21 protein-coding genes are annotated in these 23,485 nt (G+C 58.7%); 15 read left to right on the top strand and 6 right to left on the bottom strand.

Annotated elements, in window-relative coordinates; translation table 11 throughout:
• Window positions 1-248 precede the first annotated feature (248 nt).
• The 4 genes from xylF to SIB38_RS11430 all read left to right on the top strand — a co-directional run bounded on the left by xylF (window position 249) and on the right by SIB38_RS11430 (window position 4,387).
• Complete coding sequence (gene xylF, locus SIB38_RS11445) at window positions 249-1,217, top strand: D-xylose ABC transporter substrate-binding protein (RefSeq protein ID WP_412552038.1); 969 nt, start codon at window positions 249-251, stop codon at window positions 1,215-1,217.
• 149 nt (window positions 1,218-1,366) lie between these two features.
• The gene (locus tag SIB38_RS11440) at window positions 1,367-2,632 is read left to right on the top strand and encodes a sugar ABC transporter permease (RefSeq protein ID WP_412550178.1); all 1,266 of its coding nucleotides are present in this window, start codon (window positions 1,367-1,369) and stop codon (window positions 2,630-2,632) included.
• 11 nt (window positions 2,633-2,643) lie between these two features.
• Window positions 2,644-3,408: an ATP-binding cassette domain-containing protein gene (locus SIB38_RS11435; protein WP_294113569.1), complete on the top strand. Its 765-nt coding sequence runs from the start codon at window positions 2,644-2,646 to the stop codon at window positions 3,406-3,408.
• Between the two features lie 55 nt (window positions 3,409-3,463).
• A complete protein-coding gene (locus tag SIB38_RS11430; RefSeq protein WP_412550177.1) occupies window positions 3,464-4,387 on the top strand; it encodes a glucokinase in 924 nt (307 codons plus the stop codon).
• Here SIB38_RS11430 and SIB38_RS11425 read toward each other — a convergent pair.
• Window positions 4,384-5,301: a LysR substrate-binding domain-containing protein gene (locus SIB38_RS11425; RefSeq protein WP_412550176.1), complete on the bottom strand. Its 918-nt coding sequence runs from the start codon at window positions 5,299-5,301 to the stop codon at window positions 4,384-4,386. The genes SIB38_RS11430 and SIB38_RS11425 overlap by 4 nt on opposite strands.
• A gap of 148 nt (window positions 5,302-5,449) precedes the next feature.
• On the opposite strand from SIB38_RS11425, the gene SIB38_RS11420 reads away from it, so the two are divergent.
• The 4 genes from SIB38_RS11420 to SIB38_RS11405 all read left to right on the top strand — a co-directional run bounded on the left by SIB38_RS11420 (window position 5,450) and on the right by SIB38_RS11405 (window position 10,484).
• Window positions 5,450-7,027 carry an arylsulfatase gene (locus tag SIB38_RS11420; RefSeq protein WP_412550174.1) on the top strand — a complete coding sequence of 526 codons (1,578 nt, stop codon included), beginning with the start codon at window positions 5,450-5,452 and terminating at the stop codon, window positions 7,025-7,027.
• A 386-nt stretch (window positions 7,028-7,413) separates the two neighbouring features.
• Window positions 7,414-8,553, top strand: a complete 1,140-nt coding sequence (locus SIB38_RS11415; RefSeq protein ID WP_412550173.1) for an NAD(P)-binding domain-containing protein — start codon at window positions 7,414-7,416, stop codon at window positions 8,551-8,553.
• A 34-nt stretch (window positions 8,554-8,587) separates the two neighbouring features.
• A complete protein-coding gene (locus SIB38_RS11410; RefSeq protein ID WP_412550172.1) occupies window positions 8,588-9,613 on the top strand; it encodes an arsenic resistance protein in 1,026 nt (341 codons plus the stop codon).
• 205 nt (window positions 9,614-9,818) lie between these two features.
• Window positions 9,819-10,484, top strand: coding sequence for a ZinT family metal-binding protein (locus tag SIB38_RS11405; protein WP_412550171.1), 666 nt, complete (start codon window positions 9,819-9,821; stop codon window positions 10,482-10,484).
• A gap of 75 nt (window positions 10,485-10,559) precedes the next feature.
• On the opposite strand, the gene SIB38_RS11400 is transcribed toward SIB38_RS11405, so the two are convergent.
• Both SIB38_RS11400 and SIB38_RS11395 read right to left on the bottom strand, forming a co-directional pair.
• Window positions 10,560-12,062 (bottom strand): alanine/glycine:cation symporter family protein, encoded by a 1,503-nt coding sequence (locus tag SIB38_RS11400; protein ID WP_294113588.1) that lies wholly within the window; start codon window positions 12,060-12,062, stop codon window positions 10,560-10,562.
• 29 nt (window positions 12,063-12,091) lie between these two features.
• Window positions 12,092-12,526 (bottom strand): universal stress protein, encoded by a 435-nt coding sequence (locus SIB38_RS11395; RefSeq protein WP_294113590.1) that lies wholly within the window; start codon window positions 12,524-12,526, stop codon window positions 12,092-12,094.
• A gap of 415 nt (window positions 12,527-12,941) precedes the next feature.
• Here SIB38_RS11395 and SIB38_RS11390 point away from each other — a divergent pair, with 415 nt between their 5' ends.
• The 3 genes from SIB38_RS11390 (at window position 12,942) to SIB38_RS11380 (ending at window position 15,407) form a co-directional block, all read left to right on the top strand.
• The gene (locus tag SIB38_RS11390) at window positions 12,942-13,553 is read left to right on the top strand and encodes a GyrI-like domain-containing protein (protein WP_294113592.1); all 612 of its coding nucleotides are present in this window, start codon (window positions 12,942-12,944) and stop codon (window positions 13,551-13,553) included.
• A gap of 97 nt (window positions 13,554-13,650) precedes the next feature.
• Window positions 13,651-14,943 carry an SDR family oxidoreductase gene (locus tag SIB38_RS11385; RefSeq protein WP_294113594.1) on the top strand — a complete coding sequence of 431 codons (1,293 nt, stop codon included), beginning with the start codon at window positions 13,651-13,653 and terminating at the stop codon, window positions 14,941-14,943.
• Window positions 14,940-15,407: a DUF2269 family protein gene (locus tag SIB38_RS11380; RefSeq protein ID WP_412550170.1), complete on the top strand. Its 468-nt coding sequence runs from the start codon at window positions 14,940-14,942 to the stop codon at window positions 15,405-15,407. Before SIB38_RS11385 ends, SIB38_RS11380 begins: the two co-directional genes overlap by 4 nt.
• A 51-nt stretch (window positions 15,408-15,458) precedes the next feature.
• Here the strand turns inward: SIB38_RS11380 and katG are convergent, their stop codons facing one another.
• Entirely contained in the window at window positions 15,459-17,642 is a 2,184-nt protein-coding gene (katG, locus tag SIB38_RS11375; RefSeq protein WP_412550169.1) for a catalase/peroxidase HPI, read from the bottom strand.
• Window positions 17,643-17,753: 111 nt separating this feature from the next.
• Between katG and SIB38_RS11370 the strand changes: the two genes are divergently transcribed.
• Window positions 17,754-18,647, top strand: a complete 894-nt coding sequence (locus tag SIB38_RS11370) for a LysR substrate-binding domain-containing protein (RefSeq protein WP_294113600.1) — start codon at window positions 17,754-17,756, stop codon at window positions 18,645-18,647.
• A 126-nt stretch (window positions 18,648-18,773) separates the two neighbouring features.
• Here SIB38_RS11370 and SIB38_RS11365 read toward each other — a convergent pair whose 3' ends face one another.
• Window positions 18,774-19,961 carry an FAD-dependent monooxygenase gene (locus SIB38_RS11365; RefSeq protein ID WP_412550168.1) on the bottom strand — a complete coding sequence of 396 codons (1,188 nt, stop codon included), beginning with the start codon at window positions 19,959-19,961 and terminating at the stop codon, window positions 18,774-18,776.
• Between the two features lie 96 nt (window positions 19,962-20,057).
• A complete protein-coding gene (gene dksA / locus SIB38_RS11360; protein WP_294114103.1) occupies window positions 20,058-20,480 on the bottom strand; it encodes an RNA polymerase-binding protein DksA in 423 nt (140 codons plus the stop codon).
• 185 nt (window positions 20,481-20,665) lie between these two features.
• On the opposite strand from dksA, the gene SIB38_RS11355 reads away from it, so the two are divergent.
• From SIB38_RS11355 to SIB38_RS11345, 3 genes are all read left to right on the top strand, one after another.
• Window positions 20,666-21,505 carry an AAA family ATPase gene (locus SIB38_RS11355; protein WP_294113603.1) on the top strand — a complete coding sequence of 280 codons (840 nt, stop codon included), beginning with the start codon at window positions 20,666-20,668 and terminating at the stop codon, window positions 21,503-21,505.
• Window positions 21,506-21,659: 154 nt separating this feature from the next.
• Entirely contained in the window at window positions 21,660-22,112 is a 453-nt protein-coding gene (locus tag SIB38_RS11350) for a GNAT family N-acetyltransferase (protein WP_294113605.1), read from the top strand.
• 2 nt (window positions 22,113-22,114) lie between these two features.
• Window positions 22,115-23,485, top strand: coding sequence for a DUF2927 domain-containing protein (locus SIB38_RS11345; protein WP_294113607.1), 1,371 nt, complete (start codon window positions 22,115-22,117; stop codon window positions 23,483-23,485).

Raw genomic sequence — 23,485 nt, 5'->3', positions numbered from 1 at the left:
GCTCCTTCTTCACCGGACACGGTCTGCAACCAAAACACAAGCTGCCCTTCCCCGGCGTCAAAACCATGCCGATGTTTGTCGGATCAATGCAAGGTTAGCTTATTTAATTTGATTTACAAATTTATTGCGCTACCATTGGTCACACCCGGTCAGAGCCGACTCACTTCGGCCACGCCACCGGGAAGACCATTTGGGAGGACACCATGAAACTTTTTGCAACCGCGACGGCTGTTATCGCCGGCGCCCTCATGAGCACCGCAGCCTGGGCTGATGATCTGGTCATCGGCGTAAGCTGGTCCAACTTCCAGGAAGAGCGCTGGAAAACCGACGAAGCCGCCATCAAAGGCGCATTGGACGCCGCTGGCGCCAAATACATCTCCGCTGACGCGCAGAGTTCTTCTGCCAAACAGCTGAGCGACATCGAAAGCCTGATCGCTCAAGGCGCCGACGCGCTGATCATCTTGGCGCAAGATGCGTCCGCGGTTGGTCCTGCTGTGCAGGCCGCGGCCGATGAAGAGATCCCAGTGATCGCCTATGACCGTCTGATCGAAGACAGCCGCGCCTTCTACCTGACCTTTGACAACGTCGAAGTGGGCCGCATGCAGGCCCGTGCCGTGCTCGAAGCCATGCCAAAAGGCAACTACGTGATGATCAAAGGCTCGCCCACCGATCCAAACGCAGACTTCCTGCGCGGTGGTCAGCAGGAAATCATTCAGGCGGCAATCGATTCCGGCGACATCAAGATCGTTGGCGAAGCCTACACCGACGGCTGGGTGCCAGCCAACGCCCAGCGCAACATGGAGCAGATCCTGACCGCGGCTGACAACAAAGTTGACGCTGTGATCGCGTCGAACGACGGCACCGCTGGCGGCGTTGTAGCCGCACTGACCGCACAGGGCATGGAAGGCATTCCAGTCTCCGGTCAGGACGGTGACCACGCTGCGTTGAACCGTGTCGCCATGGGCACCCAGACTGTATCTGTCTGGAAAGACGCCCGCGCTCTGGGCAACGCCGCCGGTGAAATCGCTGTGTCGCTTGCCAAAGGCATGGACGTAGACGGCGCCGCAGAATGGACCTCTCCAGCCGGCACCACACTGAACTCCATGTTCCTCGCACCAGTTCCAGTGACCGCTGACAACCTGAACGTTGTTCTGGACGCAGGCTGGATCGAGAAAGACGTGCTCTGCGCCGGCTCCTCCGTCGCAGCGTGCCAATAAGCTAAACCCTGCCCCTCCGCTCTACGGCGCGGGGGGGCACTTAATTTCCCCACTCCCCTGAGATTTTTAAGCCCTTTGACTGATGCGGAACACTCCGCGCAGACTGGGGGAGATGTCTCAAGCATCGCGAACCAAAAAGGGAACGCACAATGCAAAACCAAGCTAAGAACCTGATCAACAAGCTGGGGCTGGATCCCCGCCTGCTTGGAATGATCGGCGCGCTTGTTGTGATATGGATCGTCTTTGGCATCTTCACAGATGGCCGCTTCCTCTCACCACGAAACTTCTTCAACGTCTCGGTGCAAACCGCCTCCGTCGCCGTCATGGCCACGGGCATGGTGTTTGTCATCGTCACCCGACACATCGACCTGTCCGTCGGCTCGATGCTCGGCTTCATCGGCATGGCCACCGCGGCGCTGCAGGTACAAATCCTGCCAGACGTCGTTGGTCTCGGCCACTGGTCGATCTGGATCATCGCCGTGATCTTCGCCATCACCATGGGCGCCGTGCTCGGCGCCTTCCAAGGCTGGATCATCGGCTACCTGACCGTACCTGCCTTCATAGTTACCCTCGGCGGCTTCCTCGTCTATCGTGGCGCTATGTGGTGGGTCACGAAGGGCCAGACGCAAGCCCCGCTAGACCCAACTTTCCGCCTACTTGGTGGCGGCGCGGAGGGCACCCTGGGCGAAACCATGAGCTGGCTCTTTGGCATCGTTGCCGCACTCGTCGCTGTGGGCTTCATGCTGCTCAGCCGCCGCAACAAAGCCTCCCACGGCTTTGCCGTAAAACCTGCCTGGGCCGAAGGCATCCTCATGGCCATCGCGGCCGGCGGCATCCTGCTCTTTGTATCGATCATGAACAGCTACCCGATCCCCAAAGGTGCGATGCGTCGCATGACCGAAGCGCAGGGCATCGAATACACTGACGGTCTGGTTTGGAACCACGGTGTGGCCATTCCGGTGGTGATCCTGCTGGCCGTGGCGATTGTCATGACCATCATCGCCCGCCGGACCCGCTTTGGCCGCTACATCTATGCCACCGGTGGTAACCCTGAAGCGGCCGAGCTGTCGGGCATCAACACCCGCCTTCTGACCGTGAAAATCTTCGCGCTGATGGGCGCGCTGACCGGCATCGCCTCAATCATCGCCTCCGCGCGCTTGAACGCAGTGGATGTGGGCCTTGGCACGCTGGATGAGCTGCGCGTGATCGCGGCAGCCGTCATTGGCGGCACGGCCCTCGCTGGTGGCGCTGGCACCATCTATGGCGCCGTGATTGGCGCGTTGATCATGCAGTCGCTGCAATCCGGCATGGCTTCGGTTGGCGTCGACGCGCCACTGCAAAACATCGTTGTGGGTGTGGTTCTGGTCTTCGCGGTCTGGGTCGACATCGTCTACCGCCGCCGCACTGGCGCATAAGGAGAAACATCATGGACAAGCAAACCCCTCTCGTGGAAATGCGCGACATCCACATCTCCTTTGGCGGGATCAAAGCGGTGGACCACGTCTCCGTCGATCTCATGCCGGGCGAAGTGGTGGGCCTTCTGGGCCACAATGGCGCGGGCAAATCCACCCTGATCAAAATCCTCTCCGGCGCCTATCAGGGTGACGGTGGCGAAATCTACATCAACGGCGAAAAAGCAGAGATCCACAATCCCCGCGACGCCCGCAAATACAACATCGAGACCATCTACCAGACGCTTGCGCTGGCCGATAACCTCGATGCGGCGTCCAACCTCTTCCTGGGGCGTGAACTCACCACGCCGTTAGGCACCGTCAATGACGACGCCATGGAGGCCGAAACGCGCAAGATCATGGGCAAGCTCAACCCGAACTTCAAAAAGTTCGCCGAGCCGGTCTCTGCGCTTTCGGGTGGTCAACGCCAGTCCGTGGCCATCGCCCGCGCCGTGTATTTCGACGCCAAGATCCTGATCATGGACGAACCCACCGCCGCGCTTGGCCCGCATGAAACCCAAATGGTTTCCGAGCTGATCCAACAGCTTAAGGCCCAGGGCATCGGCATCTTCCTGATCAGCCACGACATCCACGATGTCATGGAACTCTGTGATCGCGCCTCGGTGATGAAGAACGGTCAATTGGTTGGCACCGTGAACGTGGATGACGTCACCGACGACGATTTGCTGGGCATGATTATTTTGGGCAAAAAGCCCGAAGGCGTGCCTGTTCAAACCTGATTTAATTCGCTACACGAACCAACGAATTGACTCAGATGAAGAAAGTAGCGGTACTATGACGTTCCTGGTTGGAGACATTGGCGGCACAAACACACGCTTGGCACTGGCGGATGCTTCCGGCGTGCAGATTGATAGCGTGATGCGCGCCACCAATGATGACTACGACAGCTTTGACGCCGTACTTGCTGCTTATCTTGAAAAAACCACCCCCGGCGACCTCGCCGGGGTGTGCATTGCCATCGCCGGTCCCGTGCATTCCGGCGAAGGCGAACTCACCAACCGCGACTGGTTCCTCAGCGTGGAAAATCTGCGCGACCAAACCGGCGCGCCCCATGCGGAACTGATCAACGATCTCTCCGCTCTGGGTTACGCGCTGGCGCGGATTTCCACCGATCCGGTCTGCGGCACCAAACACGAGCCGACAAACGGCCAGGCACTGGTGGCTGGCATGGGCACCGGTTTCAACGTCAGCCCCACCCGTCGCAACGCCCGTGGCGGCCTGACCGCCATGGAAGCCGAACTTGGTCACGCCGAGCTGCCCTACTCCGTTGGCAAACTGCTGCGCGACGAATTGGGCGACGGCGCGGATGTCTTTGTCACCTATGAGGACTGCTTCTGCGGCCGTGGTCTGGAACGCCTGCACCAGGTGGTCAGCGGTCAACGTAAGGGCGGCAAAGACATTGTCGACGGCTTTGCCAACGGCTGCACAAACGCCACCCGCACCGTGCGCCTGTTTGCCCGCGCCTTGGGCCGCCTGACGCAAGCCATGATCCTGCAATATATGCCGCGCGACGGCGTGGCCTTTGCTGGCTCCGCCTCCCGCGGCGTGCTGACCTCCGCGGCGCTGTCCGACTTTATGGAAGAGCTCACCCGCGACGCCCATGACATTCTGGACCCGACCCACATCCCGATCAGCCTGATTACGGACGATGCCGCCGCGCTCGAAGGCTGCCTGCAATATCTGGAGCAGACGTCCTAAGCGGCCGCCGGGTTGACCTCGTAAGCCTTCAACTGCTGCCAAAACGCCTCCTGCGCCTCGGTCACATCCTCGGTCTTGCGCACCGCACAGATATTCCATGTGATCGGCGCGCGGGTGGGCACTTCCTTAAGCCGCCCCAGCGCGCGCATCTCTTCAAACGTTTCTGCCACCGCGCCAACAACAAACCCATCCTCCGCCGCCAACTGCGCCAGAAAGTGGTAGTCGTCGCTCTCCACTTGCGGCAGGGCTTTCACTATCGCGTCCGCCTCGGCGTCCCCGCCAAGCGCCTTGATCAAGGTTGCGCGCCAGTGTTTGTGCAAATGCGGCGAGGCAAACGGGTAAGAAAACACCTGCTTAAGCGTAACCACGCCCAGGTCATGGATCGGATGCTCAGGCCGCGCCACAAACATCACCGGACGTTTGGCAATCATCATGATCTCCACATTGTCCGCTTCCGGCGTATGGGTCAGATCGCCAATGAACATGTCGATCTCCCCCGCCTGCATCCGCTCCAGCGGCGCAATCCGCGCGCTCACATCCAGTTGGAACCGCAAATTCGGATGCGCCTTCATCACCTCCCGCAGCACCGACTGGATCAACGCCCGCGGCACCAACGGCCCGCAACCAACCCGCAGCTGCCGCCCCTCGCCAGAGCGCAACAACTCCAGCTGGCGTGAAAACAGGCCCAATTCCTGCTCCAGCTTACGCGCCAGCGGCAAAAACTCCTGACCTGCACGGGTCAATCGACAGTTGTTGCGACCACGGTGAAACAACACCATTCCCGCCTGTTCTTCCGCCTGCTGAATGTAACGCGTCAGGGACGCATTGGAGACCCCCATCCGTCGTGCAGCCTCCTGAAAACTATTGGTTTCTGCCAAATGGAAAAACGCTTCCAGCGACGTTTCAGTGAGCATGCCTAGCCTCAATTTCAATTCTTGCAGCCAAACTTTCAAATCCTGAAACCATTGTAAACCTCCGTTGCCACATCTCTGCGCACAACCTTACTTTGCAGCAGGTAACTGGACCTGTTTGAAAACGCGCAAGTATTTAGGATGTGATTTCGTGTCAAAACTCCCTGCAATGATGGTGTCGATGACGACAACCATCGCGGCACTGGGCTTCGCCGCTCAAGGCGCCCTCGCCGAAACCGAGCAACCCAATATTCTGGTGATCATGGCCGATGACGTCGGTTGGGCCAGCCTCGGCAGCTACCATCAAGGTGTGAAAAGCATCGAGACACCCAACCTCGACCAACTCGCCGCCGAAGGCGCGCGCTTCACCGATTACTACGCCCAACCCAGCTGCACCGCAGGCCGCTCGGCCTTCATCACCGGGCAGTTTCCGGTCCGCACCGGCATGCACACCGTGGGCTTGCCCGGCGATCCCGTTGGCTTAAACGAAAACGATCCAACTCTGGCCAACATGCTCAAGGGGCTGGGCTACACCACCGGCCAATTTGGCAAAAACCACCTTGGCGACCTGAACCAATTCCTGCCAACCAACAAAGGCTTTGATGAGTATTGGGGCTGGCTCTACCACCTCAACGCCATGGAATACACCACCGACCCGGATTGGCCGGATGATCCCGAATTCAACAACCAATTTGGCCCCCGCAACATCATTCACAGCTACGCCACCGACACCATGGACGAGACCGTCGATCCACGCTGGGGATTGGTCGGCAAGCAACGCATCGAAGACGACGGCGCCGCCCCGCCCGAACGTCAGAAAACTCTGGACGACGAAGTCACCACTTACACCCTGGACTTCATCGACCGCGCCGTGGACGCAGATACGCCTTTCTTTGTTTGGATGGCCCCTGCCCGCGCCCACGTCTGGACTCACCTGAGTCCGGAATATGAAGCCATGCTCGGGGATGGGCGTGGGCTTCAAGACGTGGTCATGAAGGAACTGGACGACAACATCGGCAAAGTGCTCGCGCATCTTGATGACCGCGGGATCAGCGACAACACCATCGTGTTGTTCACCTCTGACAACGGCCCGGAAACCATGACTTGGCCGGATGGCGGCACCACGCCGTTCCATGGCGAGAAAGGCACCACCTGGGAAGGCGGCTTCCGCGTGCCAGCCGTGGTGCGCTGGCCCGGCCAGATTGCCGAAGGTCAGGTGCTCAACGGCATCTTTGACGCCATGGACTGGATGCCCACCCTGGTTGCCGCCGCTGGCGGACCAGAGGACCTGCCCGCAGCCATGCTGGAAGGCCATGAAGGCTACAAGGTGCATTTGGACGGCTACAATCAGCTCTCCTATCTGCGCGGCGAAACAGGCAGCAACCGCAAGGAAATCATCTACTATGAAGGCACCGATCTTCAGGCCGTGCGCTACAACGACTGGAAAGCCCATTTTGTGATCCAGGAAAAAGGCTGGGCCGGCCCTAAAGAAGAGCTCAACGCCCCGTTGCTCTTCAACCTGCGGCGCGATCCGTATGAGAAAGCGGCGGAGGAATCCGGCATGTACACCCGCTGGATGGGCAACAAGATGTGGGCCTTTGGCCCGGCAGCCCGCCTCGTGCAAAAGCACCTGTCCACCTTTGCGGACTTCCCGCCGCGCGGCAAAGCCGTCGGCAACGAGGATCACGTGCAAGAACAGGTCTCAACGGAAGGTGGCATGTCCCAGTAGAGGCACCTCGGGACACCCTCTCCCGCCTCCACCTTGCCATCCCAAAGGCGCAGCCCCTCGGCTGCGCCTTTTTTCGTTTACCAGCCACACCCTGACAATCCGCCTTGCTGCCTGCTAACTATACGTAATAATATAACATTACGTAGTCAGCGAAGCGTCTCTCTCTCCTGAAAGTAGACCGGCCCCACTCCAATGGTGCGGCTCAGCCCCGCAAAACACCCCAACACCTGCGTCTCCTTTCTGGAAAGGCGCCCCCAATAGGATGTCTGCCCGATGCACTCCGGCACTTTGACCGCAAGCAGCTTCTGCTGCACCGGCCGCCAAACTCAATATTCGCCCATAGTTTTCTCTCCAAAACCGTCTCCTACACTCGGGGCGCTAAGACGATGATCTGTAAAGACAACATCCACTTTCCCGACCATATGCGCGTTGCGATTATTGGCGCAGGCCCGGCTGGCCTTGGCGTTGCCCGCGTACTGCGAGACCTCGCTATCCCCGACGTCTGGGTGCTGGAACGCGGGAAGGTCGGCCAGAGCTTTCTCAATTGGCCATCCGGCACCAAGCTTTTGACACCGTCTTTTGCGGGCAACGTCTTTGGCATGACAGACCTCAACGCCATCAGCTTTGACAGTTCCCCAGGATGGTCTCTGCGGCGCGAACACCCTGATGGATTGGCTTACGCGCAATACTTGGAACATGCCGCTGTCGCCTTTGGCATCAATGTTCAATGCGGCGTCGAAGCACAATCCATTTTGCCGGAAGGCGAAGGGTTTGCGCTGGTTACCAATCACGGTCAGTTTACCGCTGATTTTGTCATCTGGGCCTGCGGACAATTTAGTGCCCCCTCTGACGGCGATCTACCAGGCGCAGAATTGGCGATACACTACGGACAGGTACGCAACTGGCAAGACGTCCCTGGCGAAGAGGTCTTTATTATTGGTGGGTACGAAAGCGGAATAGATGCGGCGATCGGTTTGGCCCGCGCAGGCAAACACCCGATCGTGCTGGATTCGGGCGCGCCGTGGCTGGGTGGGGACAAAGATCCAAGCAAGAGCCTCTCCCCATACACACTGCAGCGGCTTGATGAAGCCCGCGAAACCGCGCCCATCACGCTCATACCGGATGCTGAAATCATCGCTCTGGACCAAGAACAAGACGGCATCCACATCCTTGCCGCGGACGGGCGAAGCTGGCTGTCCACCAACACGCCAATCCTTGCAACCGGTTTTGGCAGCGGCACAGCGCCGGTTTCAGAATACTTCGACTATGATGACAACGGGTCTCCGCTCTTGTCTTCACAGGACGAGTCCGCAGTCTTCCCCGGCCTCTTCCTTGTCGGCCCAGAAGTCTCCCACAACGGCCATCTCTTCTGTTTCATTTACAAGTTTCGCCAGCGTTTTGCAGTGGTCGCGCGCGCCATCGCAGCCCGCATGGGTGTGGATACCTCACCTCTCGAAATTTACTACGAAAACAACATGTTCCTCGACGACCTTTCCTGTTGCGACGACGACATGTGCCTTTGCTGACACCTCCAAATCTCAAAGAAAGTGATCTCGCTCCATGACCGCTGAACACATTGTGCCACAGCCCCCCGATGCCCCCAACACCACTGAACCCGGCTTGGCGGGGGGTGGCGTTGCCGCCCTGTTATTGGGAGCCATGCTCGCCGGGGCATCGATGGGACTTTTGTCCCCGACCACAGGCGACACGGCCTCAAACTGGATTGACCCAACGCTGCTCCTTATGATCTCGCTTTTGCTATTCGAACTGCGCCCCAAGTCCATTGTCCAAGGCTTTGGCAACCTACGTTTCCTCGGTCTCACTTGGGTGGCCAACTTCCTGATTATCCCATTCATCGGCTTTGGCATTGCGTCCCTGTTTCTGTCAGGCCAGCCACTTTTGTTCACGGGGCTGGTTATCTACTTCATGTCTCCTTGCACCGACTGGTTTCTTGGCTTCACACGAATGGCGCGTGGCGACACCGCATTGGGCACAGCCCTCATTCCAATCAATATGCTCACACAGATCCTGCTTTTCCCGGTCTGGCTTTGGCTGTTCACGCGCCACACAGGTCTTGTCGATTTCGCATCCATCCCGGGCACGTTGGCCGAGTGGTTTGTTGTTCCGCTGATCGCCGCGCAAGTGCTCCGGTTCGCGCTCGACAAACTACTTCCGGACGCCAGCTTTCAATTTGTCGTGCGCTGGGTCGGCCACATTGTGCCAGTGGTGATCGCTGCGCTGATCCTGCAAATCTTTGCGGCCAACATCGGCGTCATTGCCGCGCATGCCGATGCCTTCGCCACAATTCTACTCGCGATTTTCCTGTTCTTCGTGGCCACATTCATCCTAGGGGAGTTGCTCTCAAAATTCGCAGGTCTGGATCATCCAAAACACGCGCTCCTGTCGATGACCACCGCCGCGCGGAATGCCCCCATGATGCTGGCGATTACGGCCGTCGCAATTCCGGACCAGCCATTAATCTTGGCCGCCCTTGTGATTGGCATGTTGATCGAATTCCCCCACCTCACCGCGCTGAAACAAATCCTGCTGCGCCAAGCCGGCCAACAAGCGGTTGTCGCTTCCTAAGCCGCAATCCCGACAACATTAATCGGAGATAGGAGCAGATCCCAAGACGATCCTCGCCTTGCTGCTCCTAGGGACAAAGGCGCAGCCTACCACTGCGCCTTTGTTCTCAAATCACTCCAAAGAATATTGAACACACCAAAATCACACGTTAAAGGGCCCATATGTTATGTTATAACATGATTCCTGAGTGAAAATTGGACACCCTATGCAACACACTGCTTTCAAACATCTCACCGCCCTCTCCATTGGCGCGCTGATCGCATTTTCATCCCAGGCAGTGGCACAATCCGCCACAACCGACACCAAAGAGCACAAGCACTCCCATGCCCACGATCACAAAAAGGCTGAGCCAAAACTGATCGACGAGTCCAAGGTGCAAGCCCGCGCCTTGACCGATTGGGAAAACGACTGGCAATCCGTCTACCCCTTCTTGCAGGACGGCACCCTTGATCCCGTGCTGGAACACAAAGCCAAAAGCGGCAAAAAAACCGCCGAGGAGTACCGCGCCTACTATGAAACGGGTTTCAAAACCGATGTCGACCGCATCCAGATCGCAGGCGACACCGTTGCCTTCTTCAAAGACGGCAAACCGGTGCAAGGCACTTATCAAGCGGACGGCTATGAAATCCTGACCTACAAATCCGGCAATCAAGGCATCCGCTTCGTTTATGAAAAATCCGGTGGCGACGCCGCCGCACCGCAGTACATTCAGTTCAGCGACCACGAAATGGTGCCCACCAAGGTGGACCATTACCACCTCTATTGGGGCGACGACCGCGCCGCCCTGCTGGAAGAAGTCACCAACTGGCCCACCTATTTCCCTGCCGCTTGGAGCGGCGCGGACATCGTAGAAAACATGACCAGCCACTGACTGGATTAGTCCGCCCCCATATAAAAATGGCCCCCACCATCGCTGGTGGGGGCCACTCTACAGGATCAAAGGTCCTTAGTGCTTAAACCGCTGGATCTCCCCGCTCTCAAGCTTTGCCACATAGGCCCGCATCTCGCGTTTCACCACGGGGGCCAGGAAATAAAGACCCAGAATGTTTGGCACACAGATCAGGAACACCAGCGCATCCGAGATATCCAGGATCGGACCCAGCTGCACAACACAGCCCAAAGCCACAAATGCGCAGAAGATCAGCTTGTAGACTGTCTGCAGTGTCTGATCTTCGCCAAACAGGTAGGTCCATCCTTTAAGCCCATAGTAGGACCAGGAGATCATGGTTGAGAAGGCAAAGAGCAGTGCCCCAAACGCCAGAGGCACAGGGAACCAGCCAATCTGACGCTCAAACGCCGCTGAGGTCATCGCAACGCCAGTTGCCTCCCCCGCGAAGTTGGGATCAGCCACTTGGCTTGTGCCGATGACAAGCGCGGTGATGGTACAGATCACAATGGTGTCGATGAAGGGTTCCAGCAACGACACATAGCCTTCTGTCACCGGCTCATCGGTCCGCACAGCAGCGTGGGCAATCGACGCGGACCCAATGCCCGCCTCGTTGGAGAACACCGCCCGCTGGAAGCCAATGATCAACGCGCCCAAGGCCCCGCCGGTCACGCCTTCACCGGTGAAAGCGCCGGAGAAAATGTTGCCAATCGCTGCCGGGATCGAGGTGAAATTCATCAGGATCACGATGATCGCAAACACGCAGTAGAAGATCGCCATAAACGGCACAATCTTCTCAGTCACGCGGGCGATGGATTTGATCCCGCCAATGATGACGGCAAAAACAACCCCTGCAAGGATCAAGCCCACCAGCCAACCGTAGCCATCCAGCGCCCCACCGGCGACGGTGTTCAATTGCACGTAGGCCTGGTTGGATTGGAACATGTTCCCAATGCCCAGAGCGCCGATAAAAATACCGATGGCATAAAACGTGCCCATGAACTTGCCAAAGCCCACCATGCCACGCTCTTCAAACCCTTTGGTCAGATAATACATCGGGCCACCCGACACAGACCCATCCGGGTTCTCATTGCGGTATTTCACGCCAAGCGTACATTCGACAAACTTGGTGGACATGCCCAAAAAGCCCGCGACGATCAGCCAGAACGTCGCCCCGGCGCCGCCCACGGTCACCGCAACCGCGACCCCGCCAATGTTACCGATGCCCACTGTGCCGGACACCGCTGTGGCAAGCGCTTGGAAGTGCGACACTTCGCCAGCGCTGTTGGGGTCTGCGTAATCCCCCCGGACAAGCGCGATTGCGTGCTTGAACCCACGCAGATTGATGAAGCCCATATAGAAGGTGAAAAACACAGCCCCCACGACCAACCACAGCACAACAAGCGGAAGATTGGCCCCGGCAACCGGGATCTTAAAAAACACGACTGAGCCAATAAACGAGGCAATCGGCGCGGTGAAATTGTTGATGGTTTCATCAATGCCAGCATAGGCTGGCCCAGCGATCGAAAGCGCTGCAAACAGAAAAAACAGGATGCGAGTCATAATGCTCCTCCGGACACTCAAATTCAAAATCAAGGAACGACGACAACCGGCACAGGCGCGGTCTGGATCAGGTTGCCTGCGACGCTGCCAAACAGCAGCGACTTCAATCCGCTGTGGCCTCGGCGGCCGATTAAGATCTGAACCGCGCCGTATTCTTTGGCGATGGCAATCAAAGTTTCCGCGGGGTGTCCGTGACGTACAATCCCGGCGTACTCCAAACTTTCCCCGTCAAGCCTCTTTAGGGCGGGGGCGACAATCTCTGAGTTGGCGCGTTCAATTTCGGTTTCCCGACGTTTGTGGCGGGTCGCGTTCTCTTCAGCGGTGCTAAAGGAATACGGCGACCATTCAATCACATAGGCAACAACAACTTTGGCCCCACCCTGTTTCGCTCTGGCAATAGCATGGTCGAGCGCACGGTCAGACCCGTCACTCCCATCCACCGCCAATAGTACAACATTTTCCATAACTTACTCCCTATTGAATATACATTTAGGCGTATCGATCTTGCGTCGTTCCCGTCTAAATTGACCGACCCTAGGTCAAGCAGACATCACTCAATAGAGCCAGTTTTCCCAACAAATAAGTCCTGTTCTCAAAATGCGCCAGACAAATGCCTTGAAAACACTGATTGCTAGCGCCCAAAAGGCATGACCAACAGGCGGATTTCGTGAGGTTGTAGTCTTCATAGAAACCAAGAGCTGGCCAATATCGCGGGCCACCGCCTGTCCTAACCCGATCATACCTCTCCGCCAAAGATCTGTGGAGCAAGGCACCCCGCCAGCAATCAAATGTTGCCCCTTTGTTCCTTTTCTCTTAAGTTCCCAAAACACACACTGCACAATAAATTTTCAACCAGCCGTTCGTCTTCTAGGCCATCACATGACCAAAATCGATTTCAAGAAAACCCTCAAACATCTCTACGTGCCCTCCGCCAAAGACTTCGCCCTTGTCGAAGTCCCGGACATGACCTTTGTGAAAATCGACGGCCACGGCGCCCCGGGCAACGACGCCTATCAACACGCCCTCTCCTGGCTCTACCCGGTCAGCTACGGCCTGAAGTTCTACTCCAAAAAGGTTTTGAACAAAGACTACGTTGTGCCACCCCTCGAGGGCCTCTGGTGGGCCGACGACATGACCGCCTACACCGACGACCGGCGCGAGGAATGGCATTGGACCATGATGATCATGCTGCCGGATTGGCTTGATGACGCCGCCTTTGCCGCCAGCGTGGAAAAAGCCTCCCAAAAGCTCGGCGACCCTCCTGCCACTCTACGGCGCGAGGTCTTGCACGAGGGTTTCTGCGCCCAAATTTTGCACGTCGGTCCGTATAGCGAAGAAGGCCCGACCATCGCCAAGCTGCACAAAGAATACCTGCCGCAAAATGGCCTGACAGAAAACGGCCACCACCATGAAATCTACCTGGGCGACCCGCGCAAAACCGCTCCGGAAAAATTACGCACCGTCCTGCGCCACCCGGTTCGGAGGCTCTAGCCCAACAATGGCAGATTGCCGCAAGACCCGGAATTTGCCGTGCAAGGAAAGGCGCTTATGCTAGTCTCATCCCAGCAGGATTTAGCGGAGCGCAGCGATGCCCACAGCCCTTGTTCTTGGCGGCTACGGCCTCATTGGCGCCGCCTGCATGGCGGCACTGGCTGAGGCCGGATATGACGTGACCGGCGTCGGGCGCAATGCCAAAGCCGCCTCCCGCTTTCCGCAGTGTCGCTGGAAACATCTCGACCTTACGTCCTTGCGCGCGGATCATTGGCCCGCCTTGTTGCAAGACACCGACGTGGTGGTGAACGCCTCCGGCGCCTTGCAGGATGGCGCCCGCGACAGCCTTTCCCAAATTCACGTTGAGATGGTCCGGCACCTTGCGAATGCTGCCGCCCAAACCCAAACCCGCGTGATCCAGATCTCCGCTGCAGGGGTGTCGCCAGAGGCCGACACCGCCTTCTACCGCACCAAGGCCGAAGGTGACGCGCTGTTGACCACCTCTCAGGCCGACCACGTCATTTTGCGCCCCACTCTGGTGCTGGGCCGCGAAGCCTACGGCGGCAGCGCCCTCCTGCGCGCGCTTGCGGCCTTGCCGGCCGTCCTGCCCCACGTGTTAGGGGACAGCCCCATCCAAACTGTCGCCCTTGCCGACGTCGCCCATGCCGTCGCACTGGCCTGTGACCCCCAAGTACCCTCCGGTACCATCGCCGACATCACCGAGCCAAATGCGCACAGCTTTAGCAGCCTAACCCTGCACACCCGCGCCTGGCTTGGCGTACCTCCGCCCCTCTGGCGGCCGCACCTGCCAAACTGGACACTCAAATTCACCGCCCGCGTGGCCGACACGCTTGGCTGGTTAGGCTGGCGGGCGCCCCTGCGCAGCACGTCGCTAACGGTTTTCTCAAAAGGCATTTCCGGCAACCCGCTGCCCTGGCACCACCTCACCGGCCACACCTGCCACCCATTGGCAGCCACTCTGGCAAGCCACCCCGCCACCGCGCAGGACCGCACCGCGGCAAGGGTTTACCTGGCGCTTCCGCTCGCCATCGCCACGCTGGCGTTTTTCTGGCTGCTCTCCGGCGCCATTGGCCTAATCCAAACACCCGAAGCCATGCGGGTTCTAACCACCACTGGCAGCAGTCCCACCTTCGCCGCTTTCGCTGTTATTGGCGGTGGCATCGCTGACACCCTTCTTGGAGGCGCAATCCTCATCCGACGCCACACCCGCAAAGCCGCCATCGGCATGATCCTTCTCTCCGCCGCCTACCTTCTGGGCGCAGCATTGATGACACCTGCCCTCTATGCCGATCCGCTTGGCCCTATGGTCAAAGTCCTGCCCGGCATCACACTCGCCGCCTTGGTGGCCCTGCTGATGGACGACAGATGATCGAAGAGATCCTCCGCTTTGCCCACGTCCTCGGCGCCACCGTTCTCTTGGGTACGGGGGCTGGCATCGCCTTCTTTATGGTCCTATCTCACCGCAGCCGCGACCCCGCCCTGATCGCCCATGTCGCCGGCATCGTAGTGATCGCCGACACCATCTTCACCGCCACCGCCGCCGTTCTGCAACCGATCACCGGCACACTATTGGCTTGGCACCTCGGCTGGTCGCTCTTGGAACCTTGGCTACTGATTTCGCTGATCCTTTATGTGGTGGTTGGTGCCTTCTGGCTGCCGGTCGTCTGGATCCAACTACAAATGCGCAACATTGCCCGCACCGCCCGCGACACTCGATCGCCCCTGCCAGATCGCTACCTCAAACTCTATCACATCTGGTTCGCCTGCGGCTTCCCGGCCTTCTTTGCGGTCATGGGGATTGTCTGGCTGATGCTGATGAAACCGGCATTCTGACACAAAAAAGGCGCGGCATCGCCGCGCCTTCCTCATTCCTTTCACCAAAGATCACTTCAGATCAAAGCGATCCGCATCCATGACCTTGCACCATGCGGCTACAAAATCGCCAACCAGCTTGGCCGCGCCATCGGACTGACCATAGACCTCAGCCAGCGCCCGCAGCTGCGAATTGGAGCCAAACACCAGGTCCACCCGGGTTGCCGTCCACTTCACGTCGCCGCTAGCGCGATCCTTGCCCTCATAAACGCCATCACCGGCCTCAGCCCAAGTGGTGCCCATGTCCAGCACGTTCACGAAGAAGTCGTTGGTCAGCTGCCCGACCCGATCGGTGAACACACCATGCGCTGCGCCGCCATGGTTGGCACCCAGCACCCGCAGGCCACCGACCAAGGCCGTCATCTCTGGCGCGGTCAGCGTCAGCAGCTGCGCCTTATCCACCAGCATCTCTTCTGGCGACACGGTGAATTGGGTCCGTGCGTAGTTACGGAAGCCATCGGCCTGCGGCTCGAGCATGCCCACGCTTTCCACGTCGGTCATCTCTTGCGTCGCATCGCCACGGCCCAGCGTCACCGGCACGGAGACATCATGCCCCGCATCCAGCGCTGCCTTCTCAATTGCCGCCGCGCCACCGATCACAATCAGGTCCGCGAGGCTCACCGGCTTGCCAAAGTCCGCCTTCACACCTTCCAGTGCTGACAACACCCGCGCCAACTCAAGTGGCTCATTGGCCGCCCAGTCTTTCTGCGGCGCCAGCGCGACCCGCGCCCCATTGGCCCCGCCGCGCATGTCACTGCCCCGGAAGGTGGACGCCGAGGCCCAGGCAGTTTTCACCAGATCACTCACCGACAGGCCAGAGGCCATCACCGCGGCTTTCAGTGCTGCGACATCCTCTTCGGACAGGTCCGTCTCAGACGCCGGAACCACATCCTGCCAGATCAGCTCTTCGCTGGGCACTTCTTCGCCAAGATAGCGCGCCCGTGGCCCCATATCGCGGTGGGTCAGCTTGAACCACGCCCGTGCAAAGGCATCCTGGAACTCCTCGGGGTTCTCATGGAACCGTTTGGAAATAGGCCCATAAATCGGGTCCATGCGCATCGCCATATCGGCAGTGGTCATCATGGTTTTGACCTTCTGGCTTGCGTCATGTGCCGCTGGCGCCATGTCCGACTCAGACACCCCAACCGGCTCCCAAATCCATGCCCCGGCAGGGCTCTTGGTCAGGTTCCAGTCATACCCAAACAGCAGATCAAAATAGCCGTTGTCCCACTGGGTTGGGTTCGCCGTCCACGCGCCTTCGATGCCCGACGTTGTCGTGTCACCGCCATGGCCAGTGCCATGCGCGTTGATCCAGCCAAGCCCCATTTCTTCGATGCCTGCGGCCTCCGGCTCCGGTCCAACAAGGGTCGGATCGCCCGCCCCATGCGCCTTGCCAAAGGTATGGCCACCAGCCACAAGCGCGACAGTCTCTTCATCATTCATCGCCATCCGGGCAAAAGTCTCGCGAATATCGCGACCAGAGGCCAAAATGTTAGGCTGACCATCAGGCCCTTCCGGGTTCACATAGATCAGGCCCATCTGAACCGCCGCCAACGGGTTTTCTAGATCACGATCCCCGGAATAACGTGAGTTCTCGCCGCCAGATTCTTCCAGCCATTCGGTCTCTGCACCCCAATAGACGTCCTCTTCCGGTTCCCACACATCTGGGCGACCACCGGCAAAGCCAAAGGTTTTGCCACCCATGCTTTCAATCGCCGCATTGCCCGCGAGAATATAAAGGTCCGCCCAGCTGATGGAGTTGCCGTACTTCTGCTTGATCGGCCACAACAGCCGCCGCGCTTTGTCAAGATTGCCATTGTCCGGCCAGCTGTTCAGCGGCGCAAACCGCTGCTGCCCTGTGCCACCACCGCCGCGGCCATCCGCGGTGCGATACGTGCCTGCCGAGTGCCAGGCCATACGGATGAAAAGACCGCCGTAGTGACCGTAGTCCGCCGGCCACCAGTCCTGGCTGTCTGTCATCAGCGCATAGAGGTCTCCTTTGAGCGCCTTAAAGTCCAGCTTGGCGAACTCTGCGGCATAGTCAAAATCTGCTCCCATAGGGTCAGACTTGGCAGAATTCTGGTGCAAAATCCGCAGGTTCAGCTGATTAGGCCACCAATCACGATTGCCCCGCGCTTGCTGCGTCACCGCGCCGTGCATCACTGGGCAGCCACCTGATTTCATGTCTCCGTCCATATCGTCCTCCTGTCAAAGTGAGATGGGTCACGTTTTGTCTGGAACCATTCTAAGCACAGGAGTTTCATTTAACGAAGTTGCATTTTCCGATCACATTGATAATCAAAGACTATGAATAATCTCACACTGCGCCAGCTCCGCTATTTTGATGCCCTTGCCGAACACGGCCACTTCGGTCGCGCGGCAGATGTCTGCGCCATTTCACAGCCCGCCTTATCCGTGCAAATCAAAGAGTTGGAGGAAAGCTTCGGCGCACCTCTCTTGGAGCGCACCACCCGTCGCGTGCGGCTCACATCCTTTGGCGAAGACGTGCTTGTGCGCGTACGCGAAATCCTGCGCAGCGTCGATGAACTGGGCGATATGGCCCGCGCGGCGCAATCCGGCCTCACCGGTCGCCTGCGCCTTGGGGTGATTCCCACAATTGCGCCCTACCTGCTGCCCGCCCTGCTGCGAGAGGTAAAAGCCACCTTTCCCGACATGTCCCTCATGGTGCGCGAAACCATGACTGCCAACCTTTTGGCCGAACTGCACGCGGGCCGCATCGACACCGCGATTGTCGCCCTGCCCGTGTCCGAGCCCGCCTTCACCGAAGTGCCGCTTTGGTCCGAAGAATTTGTGCTCGTAAGACCTGACACCGAATCCGCGACGCCGGTCCCCGCACCAGAAACCCTCGAACGCGAACGGCTGCTCTTGCTCGAGGAAGGCCACTGCTTCCGCGATCAAGCCCTATCGTTTTGCTCCCTGCCCACGGCCCGTCCTCACGAGGGGCTGGATGGCTCCTCGCTCTCAACACTGGTGCAGATGGTTGGGGCTGGTCTTGGCGTCACTGTGATCCCGGAAATGGCTGTGCCAGTGGACACGCCCGCCGCCGCTGTGAGCGTCGCGCGGTTTGCCGGGGCGCAACCGGCCCGCACCATCGGCATGATCTGGCGCAAAAGCAGCCCGCTGGCGTCCCAGTTGCAAGAACTCTCTGACGTGGTGCGCGGTGTTGGGGAATCACTCTGACGCAACGCGCGCTGCGTTAAGGCGAGAGCCGACCCCAAAATCCGCACCTCCGCAAAACAGTCGTGATACCGACAAAATACCGACGTGAAATTTGGGGGTTAACGCCGCCAAAATCCGGCGCAACACTTACTCTTTCGTGACGTCGTGTAGATAGATCCAGTCAAACTGCCCCATCATCTTGCGCGGCGCCAAAGTGGACGCCATGCGAATCCCCATATGCGCTGCCATCCGCAATGGCCGGTTGCTCAGATGGTATTTCCACGCGTTTTTGCTGGCGGTGTCCACAACCTTGGTCACACGCCCCACGCGCCGCGCGTGATAAGCTGCCAGGCCACTGGCAAAATCTTCCGCCTTTTCAAGCGCATCGCCCAAAACCCAGGCATCCTCCATCGCCATCACCGCCCCCTGCGCCATAAACGGCAAAGTCGGATGCGCCGCATCTCCTAACAGCACGCAATGGTCCTTGTGCCACACCGGCGCCACCGGATGTCGAAACAATCCCCATTTGCGCACATCACTAACCTCGGTCAGCATGCGCCGCACAGCGCCACCAAAATCCTTGAATGTTTTCTGAAGGTTGGCCGGATCATCGGGAATGTGCCAGCCCTCCTCGGCCCAGCCCACCTGCTCTTGCACAGCGACAATATTGACCAATTCGCCGCCGCGCAGCGGATAGCTCACCACATGGCGTTTCGGCCCCATATGCACCTGCGCCACATCCGGATGTGCCATGGTATTTGGCACCGTCGCCCGCCAAGCTGTCTGTCGCGTGAAAAACGGCGCCACGGTGCCGTTGAGAACCGGCCGCATTTTGGAGTGCAGCCCATCCGCACCAACCACCAAGTCCACGATCATCTCAGCACCGTTGGCCATCATCACCTTTGGCCGATCGCCGGGGACAACGGTCTCAACTTGCTGAAGCAAAAGCACTTTTACCCCAGCCGCCCGTACGGCCTCAGCCAGCACATCAATCAAATCCGCGCGATGCACAAAGTAATATTCCGTAGGGTGCAAGGGACCATTTTCAGAGATCAACCCAAGATCCAAACGACTCACCAACCGCCCTGCGGCATAGTCCCGCAGCTCCACTGCGTCCGCCCGCACCGCCCGTTTCTTAAGCGCACCGTCCACGCCCAGCGCCTTGAGCACAGCCATCCCGTTGGGACTGATTTGTAAGCCCGCGCCAACCTCTTTGATCGCCTCGGCCTGCTCCAGAACATGCACAGAGGCCCCGCGCTGCTTTAACGCCAGCGCGGCGGTCAACCCGCCAATCCCCGCGCCAATCACGGTGATTTTTTTACCTTGCAAATCCATGGCTTAACCCTAATGAAAAAACGCCGAAGCAAAAGCCCCGGCGTCTTTATTTTTTGGTCCAAACCCTGCGATTTACCGTCACAGGGCAGTGCAAAATTAGTCGTCGCGATGCACTTTTTCGCGGCGCTCGTGACGTTCCTGCGCTTCAAGGCTCATGGTTGCGATTGGACGGGCGTCCAGACGTTTGAGCGAAATTGGCTCCCCCGTCACTTCGCAATAGCCATATTCCCCTTCGTCAATCCGACGAATGGCGCTGTCGATCTTTGCAACCAATTTGCGCTGACGATCCCGGGTGCGAAGCTCAAGCGCGCGATCAGTCTCCTCACTGGCGCGGTCAGCTACATCCGGGATATTGCGGGTGCTGTCTTGCAGACCCTCGATCGTGTCGCGGGTATCCGCCAACAGATCTTCTTTCCAGTTCAATAGTTTACGTCGAAAGTACTCAACTTGCCGATCATTCATGAACGGCTCATCTTCTGCGGGACGATAATCGTCGGGCAGGAAAGTTTCGGCTTTCATTTCTGCTCCCTCATCGCGGCTCACGTCCATCGTGGTATTCAAGTCAGACATGCAACCCCCCTTCTATGCTTGCAGCAAATACTCCCTTGGCCAGGGAATGTCACTACCTGTTAACCCCTCATTGCGGACAAATTATGTTCACGATAGGGTCTGTGCCGAATTAAGCGAACGGGCGGAGAAATTTCATGCAGTTTTCGGGCACCAAAAACTATGTCGCCACAGACGATCTGACGGTCGCGGTCAACGCCGCTGTGGCGCTGGAACGCCCACTGCTTGTCAAAGGCGAACCCGGCACCGGCAAAACCGAACTGGCAATGCAAGTCGCCCGCGGCCTGGGTTTAAAAATGATCGAGTGGAACGTGAAATCCACCACCAAAGCCCAACAAGGTCTTTATGAGTACGACGCCGTCTCCCGTCTACGCGACAGCCAGTTGGGGGATGAACGTGTCCATGACATTGGCAATTACATTAAGCGCGGCAAACTCTGGGAAGCCTTTGAAAGTGATGAGAAAGTTGTCCTGCTGATTGACGAGATCGACAAGGCCGACATCGAGTTTCCAAACGACCTTCTACAAGAACTCGATAAGATGGAGTTCCACGTCTACGAGACCGGCGAAACCATAAAAGCCAAGCATCGCCCGATCATCATCATCACCTCCAACAACGAAAAAGAACTGCCTGACGCCTTCCTGCGCCGCTGCTTCTTCCACTACATCCGCTTCCCGGAAATGGAGACGCTGAAAAAGATTGTTGAGGTCCATCACCCCGGCATCAAAGAGGCGCTGCTGACCACCGCGCTGACGCAGTTCTTCGAAATCCGCGAAACCGCCGGATTGAAGAAAAAGCCTTCCACATCCGAGGTGATCGACTGGCTCAAGCTGCTGTTGGCCGAAGACCTGTCGCCAGAAGACCTGAAACGCGACGGGGCAAACGCCCTGCCGAAATTGCATGGCGCCTTGTTGAAAAACGAACAAGACGTGCATCTGTTTGAGCGTCTGGCCTTTATGGCGCGCTCCGGCCGCTGAGGTTTTCCCAATCTTTGGAACGGCCTGCCCCCGTGCAGGCCTTTCAAATTCACCACAGACACCGCATTCTTGCCCAAGTCTTTGCGCATGTTACGATCCAATTAAGGCCTGATTTCGTAGAAGGAATCGGCATCCAACCGGAGTCCGACCACCCATGTCCCAGCCTGACGTCCTGATCCGCCCTCTCACCGAAGCCGACCACGCAGAGTGGCGCCGTCTCTGGACCGACTATATCACCTTCTATGAAAGCACGGTGTCTGAAGAGGTCTACACCTCCACATTTGCCCGGCTTTTGGGCGATGATCCGCAGGATTACTCCTGCTTCGTGGCGGAGCTGGACGGCAAGCTTATTGGCCTGACCCACTACCTGTTTCACCGCCATGCTTGGAAGGTTGAAAACGTTTGTTATCTACAAGACCTCTACGCTGATCCGGAAGTGCGCGGCACCGGTGTGGGGCGCAAACTGATTGAAGCCGTGTATCAGGCAGCGGATGACGCCGGTGCGCCAAGCGTGTATTGGATGACCCAGGAATTTAACACCAACGCCCGCAAACTGTATGACCGGATCGGGCAGTTGTCCCCGTTTATTAAATATCAAAGGCCCTGATTTTGCGCTCTTTTCTGTCCTCACTGATCCCTCTGGCTTTTGCCGTGGCGGCCTGTACGCCCATCGGCGGCAACGGCGTGCCAACCCGCGCCGCAGTGAGCGACACCACCCTGCCTCCGGTCAAGGCCTTCTCCACCCCGCGCCCTATTCCGCCCAACAGATCGAACCGCGACATTGCCCGCGACTTTCTGGATCTGAGTTTTGAGCTGGAAAGCGGCCGCAGTCTCGACCGCCTCACCCGGTTTGAAGGCCCAATCACCGTGCGCGTCACCGGCGCGCCACCCGCCGGAATGATGCCGGACCTCAAGGCGCTGCTGCAACGCCTGCGCAACGAAGCCCGTATCGACATTTCGTTGACGCAATCGCCATCCGCCAACATCACCATTCAGGCGGTCTCACGCCGCGACATCCGCAAGGCCCTGCCCCAAGCCGCCTGCTTTGTGGTGCCCAACATTTCGTCGTTGTCGCAATACCGCTCAGCCCGCCGCAGCGGTGCGGCCAATTGGGCTCTGCTGGAAGACCGCTCCAAAATCGCGATCTTCCTGCCCAACGACACCAGCCCGCAAGAAACCCGCGACTGTCTGCATGAAGAGCTGGCGCAGGCCCTAGGTCCCCTCAACGACCTCTATCGTCTGCCGGACAGCGTGTTTAACGACGACAACATCCACGCAGTGCTTACCGGTTTTGATATGACCATCCTGCGGGCCTACTATGATCCCACGCTGCGCAACGGCATGACCCGTGGCGAAGTGGCTACCCGTCTGCCCGCAATCCTGTCGCGCATCAATCCGCGCGGCGATCAGCTCTCCAGCAACCCGCTGCCGGAAACCCCACGCGCCTGGATCAACGCGGTGCAAACCGCCCTCGGCCCGGGCACATCGCCTGGCAACCGCCGCGCCGCCGCCCGCCAAGCCCTTGTCATTGCACAGAACAATGGCTGGCAGGATCATCGCCTCGGCTTTTCCCACTACGCGCTTGGTCGCCTGCTACAGTCGCAAGATATCGCCGCCGCGTTCACCCATTTTCAGGCCGCCGATCGCGCCTATCGGTCCGCCGAACGCTTTGGCCCGCATCGCGCCTTTGTCGCCACCCAACTCTCTGCCTACGCCATCAGCGCCGGCCAAAGCCGCGAAGCGCTCAACATACTGAACCCGCAAATCGGCCCCGCAGGCCGCTTTGAAAACGCCGCGCTCCTGTCCACCCTTATGCTCCTGCAAGCCGAAGCACTGGAGATGGAAGGCAAGTTCGAAGACGCCGGCGCCCTGCGTCTGGACAGTCTCGGCTGGGCACGATACGGCTTTGGCCCGGACTGGGCCGTCCGCGCCAAACTGCGCGAGATCACGGCACTCAGCCCGATCAAAGGGAGATCTTAA

This window comes from Shimia sp. MIT910701, assembly GCF_047126315.1.
In the GTDB taxonomy this organism is placed as follows: Bacteria; Pseudomonadota; Alphaproteobacteria; order Rhodobacterales; family Rhodobacteraceae; genus Shimia.
Note: the sequence above shows the minus strand (reverse complement) of the source record. Positions and strands in the feature narration are given on the sequence as shown.

What these genes read in the sequence shown, in the direction of transcription:
- xylF (WP_412552038.1), top strand. Translation starts at nt 249, where the DNA reads ATGAGCACCGCAGCCTGGGCTGATGATCTGGTCATCGGCGTAAGCTGG.
- SIB38_RS11370 (WP_294113600.1), top strand. Translation starts at nt 17,754, where the DNA reads ATGAATAATCTCACACTGCGCCAGCTCCGCTATTTTGATGCCCTTGCC.
- SIB38_RS11365 (WP_412550168.1), bottom strand. Translation starts at nt 19,961, where the DNA reads ATGGATTTGCAAGGTAAAAAAATCACCGTGATTGGCGCGGGGATTGGC.
- SIB38_RS11430 (WP_412550177.1), top strand. Translation starts at nt 3,464, where the DNA reads ATGACGTTCCTGGTTGGAGACATTGGCGGCACAAACACACGCTTGGCA.
- SIB38_RS11435 (WP_294113569.1), top strand. Translation starts at nt 2,644, where the DNA reads ATGGACAAGCAAACCCCTCTCGTGGAAATGCGCGACATCCACATCTCC.
- SIB38_RS11440 (WP_412550178.1), top strand. Translation starts at nt 1,367, where the DNA reads ATGCAAAACCAAGCTAAGAACCTGATCAACAAGCTGGGGCTGGATCCC.
- dksA (WP_294114103.1), bottom strand. Translation starts at nt 20,480, where the DNA reads ATGAAAGCCGAAACTTTCCTGCCCGACGATTATCGTCCCGCAGAAGAT.
- SIB38_RS11390 (WP_294113592.1), top strand. Translation starts at nt 12,942, where the DNA reads ATGACCAAAATCGATTTCAAGAAAACCCTCAAACATCTCTACGTGCCC.
- SIB38_RS11350 (WP_294113605.1), top strand. Translation starts at nt 21,660, where the DNA reads ATGTCCCAGCCTGACGTCCTGATCCGCCCTCTCACCGAAGCCGACCAC.
- SIB38_RS11410 (WP_412550172.1), top strand. Translation starts at nt 8,588, where the DNA reads ATGACCGCTGAACACATTGTGCCACAGCCCCCCGATGCCCCCAACACC.
- katG (WP_412550169.1), bottom strand. Translation starts at nt 17,642, where the DNA reads ATGGACGGAGACATGAAATCAGGTGGCTGCCCAGTGATGCACGGCGCG.
- SIB38_RS11405 (WP_412550171.1), top strand. Translation starts at nt 9,819, where the DNA reads ATGCAACACACTGCTTTCAAACATCTCACCGCCCTCTCCATTGGCGCG.
- SIB38_RS11380 (WP_412550170.1), top strand. Translation starts at nt 14,940, where the DNA reads ATGATCGAAGAGATCCTCCGCTTTGCCCACGTCCTCGGCGCCACCGTT.
- SIB38_RS11415 (WP_412550173.1), top strand. Translation starts at nt 7,414, where the DNA reads ATGATCTGTAAAGACAACATCCACTTTCCCGACCATATGCGCGTTGCG.
- SIB38_RS11355 (WP_294113603.1), top strand. Translation starts at nt 20,666, where the DNA reads ATGCAGTTTTCGGGCACCAAAAACTATGTCGCCACAGACGATCTGACG.
- SIB38_RS11425 (WP_412550176.1), bottom strand. Translation starts at nt 5,301, where the DNA reads ATGCTCACTGAAACGTCGCTGGAAGCGTTTTTCCATTTGGCAGAAACC.
- SIB38_RS11395 (WP_294113590.1), bottom strand. Translation starts at nt 12,526, where the DNA reads ATGGAAAATGTTGTACTATTGGCGGTGGATGGGAGTGACGGGTCTGAC.
- SIB38_RS11385 (WP_294113594.1), top strand. Translation starts at nt 13,651, where the DNA reads ATGCCCACAGCCCTTGTTCTTGGCGGCTACGGCCTCATTGGCGCCGCC.
- SIB38_RS11400 (WP_294113588.1), bottom strand. Translation starts at nt 12,062, where the DNA reads ATGACTCGCATCCTGTTTTTTCTGTTTGCAGCGCTTTCGATCGCTGGG.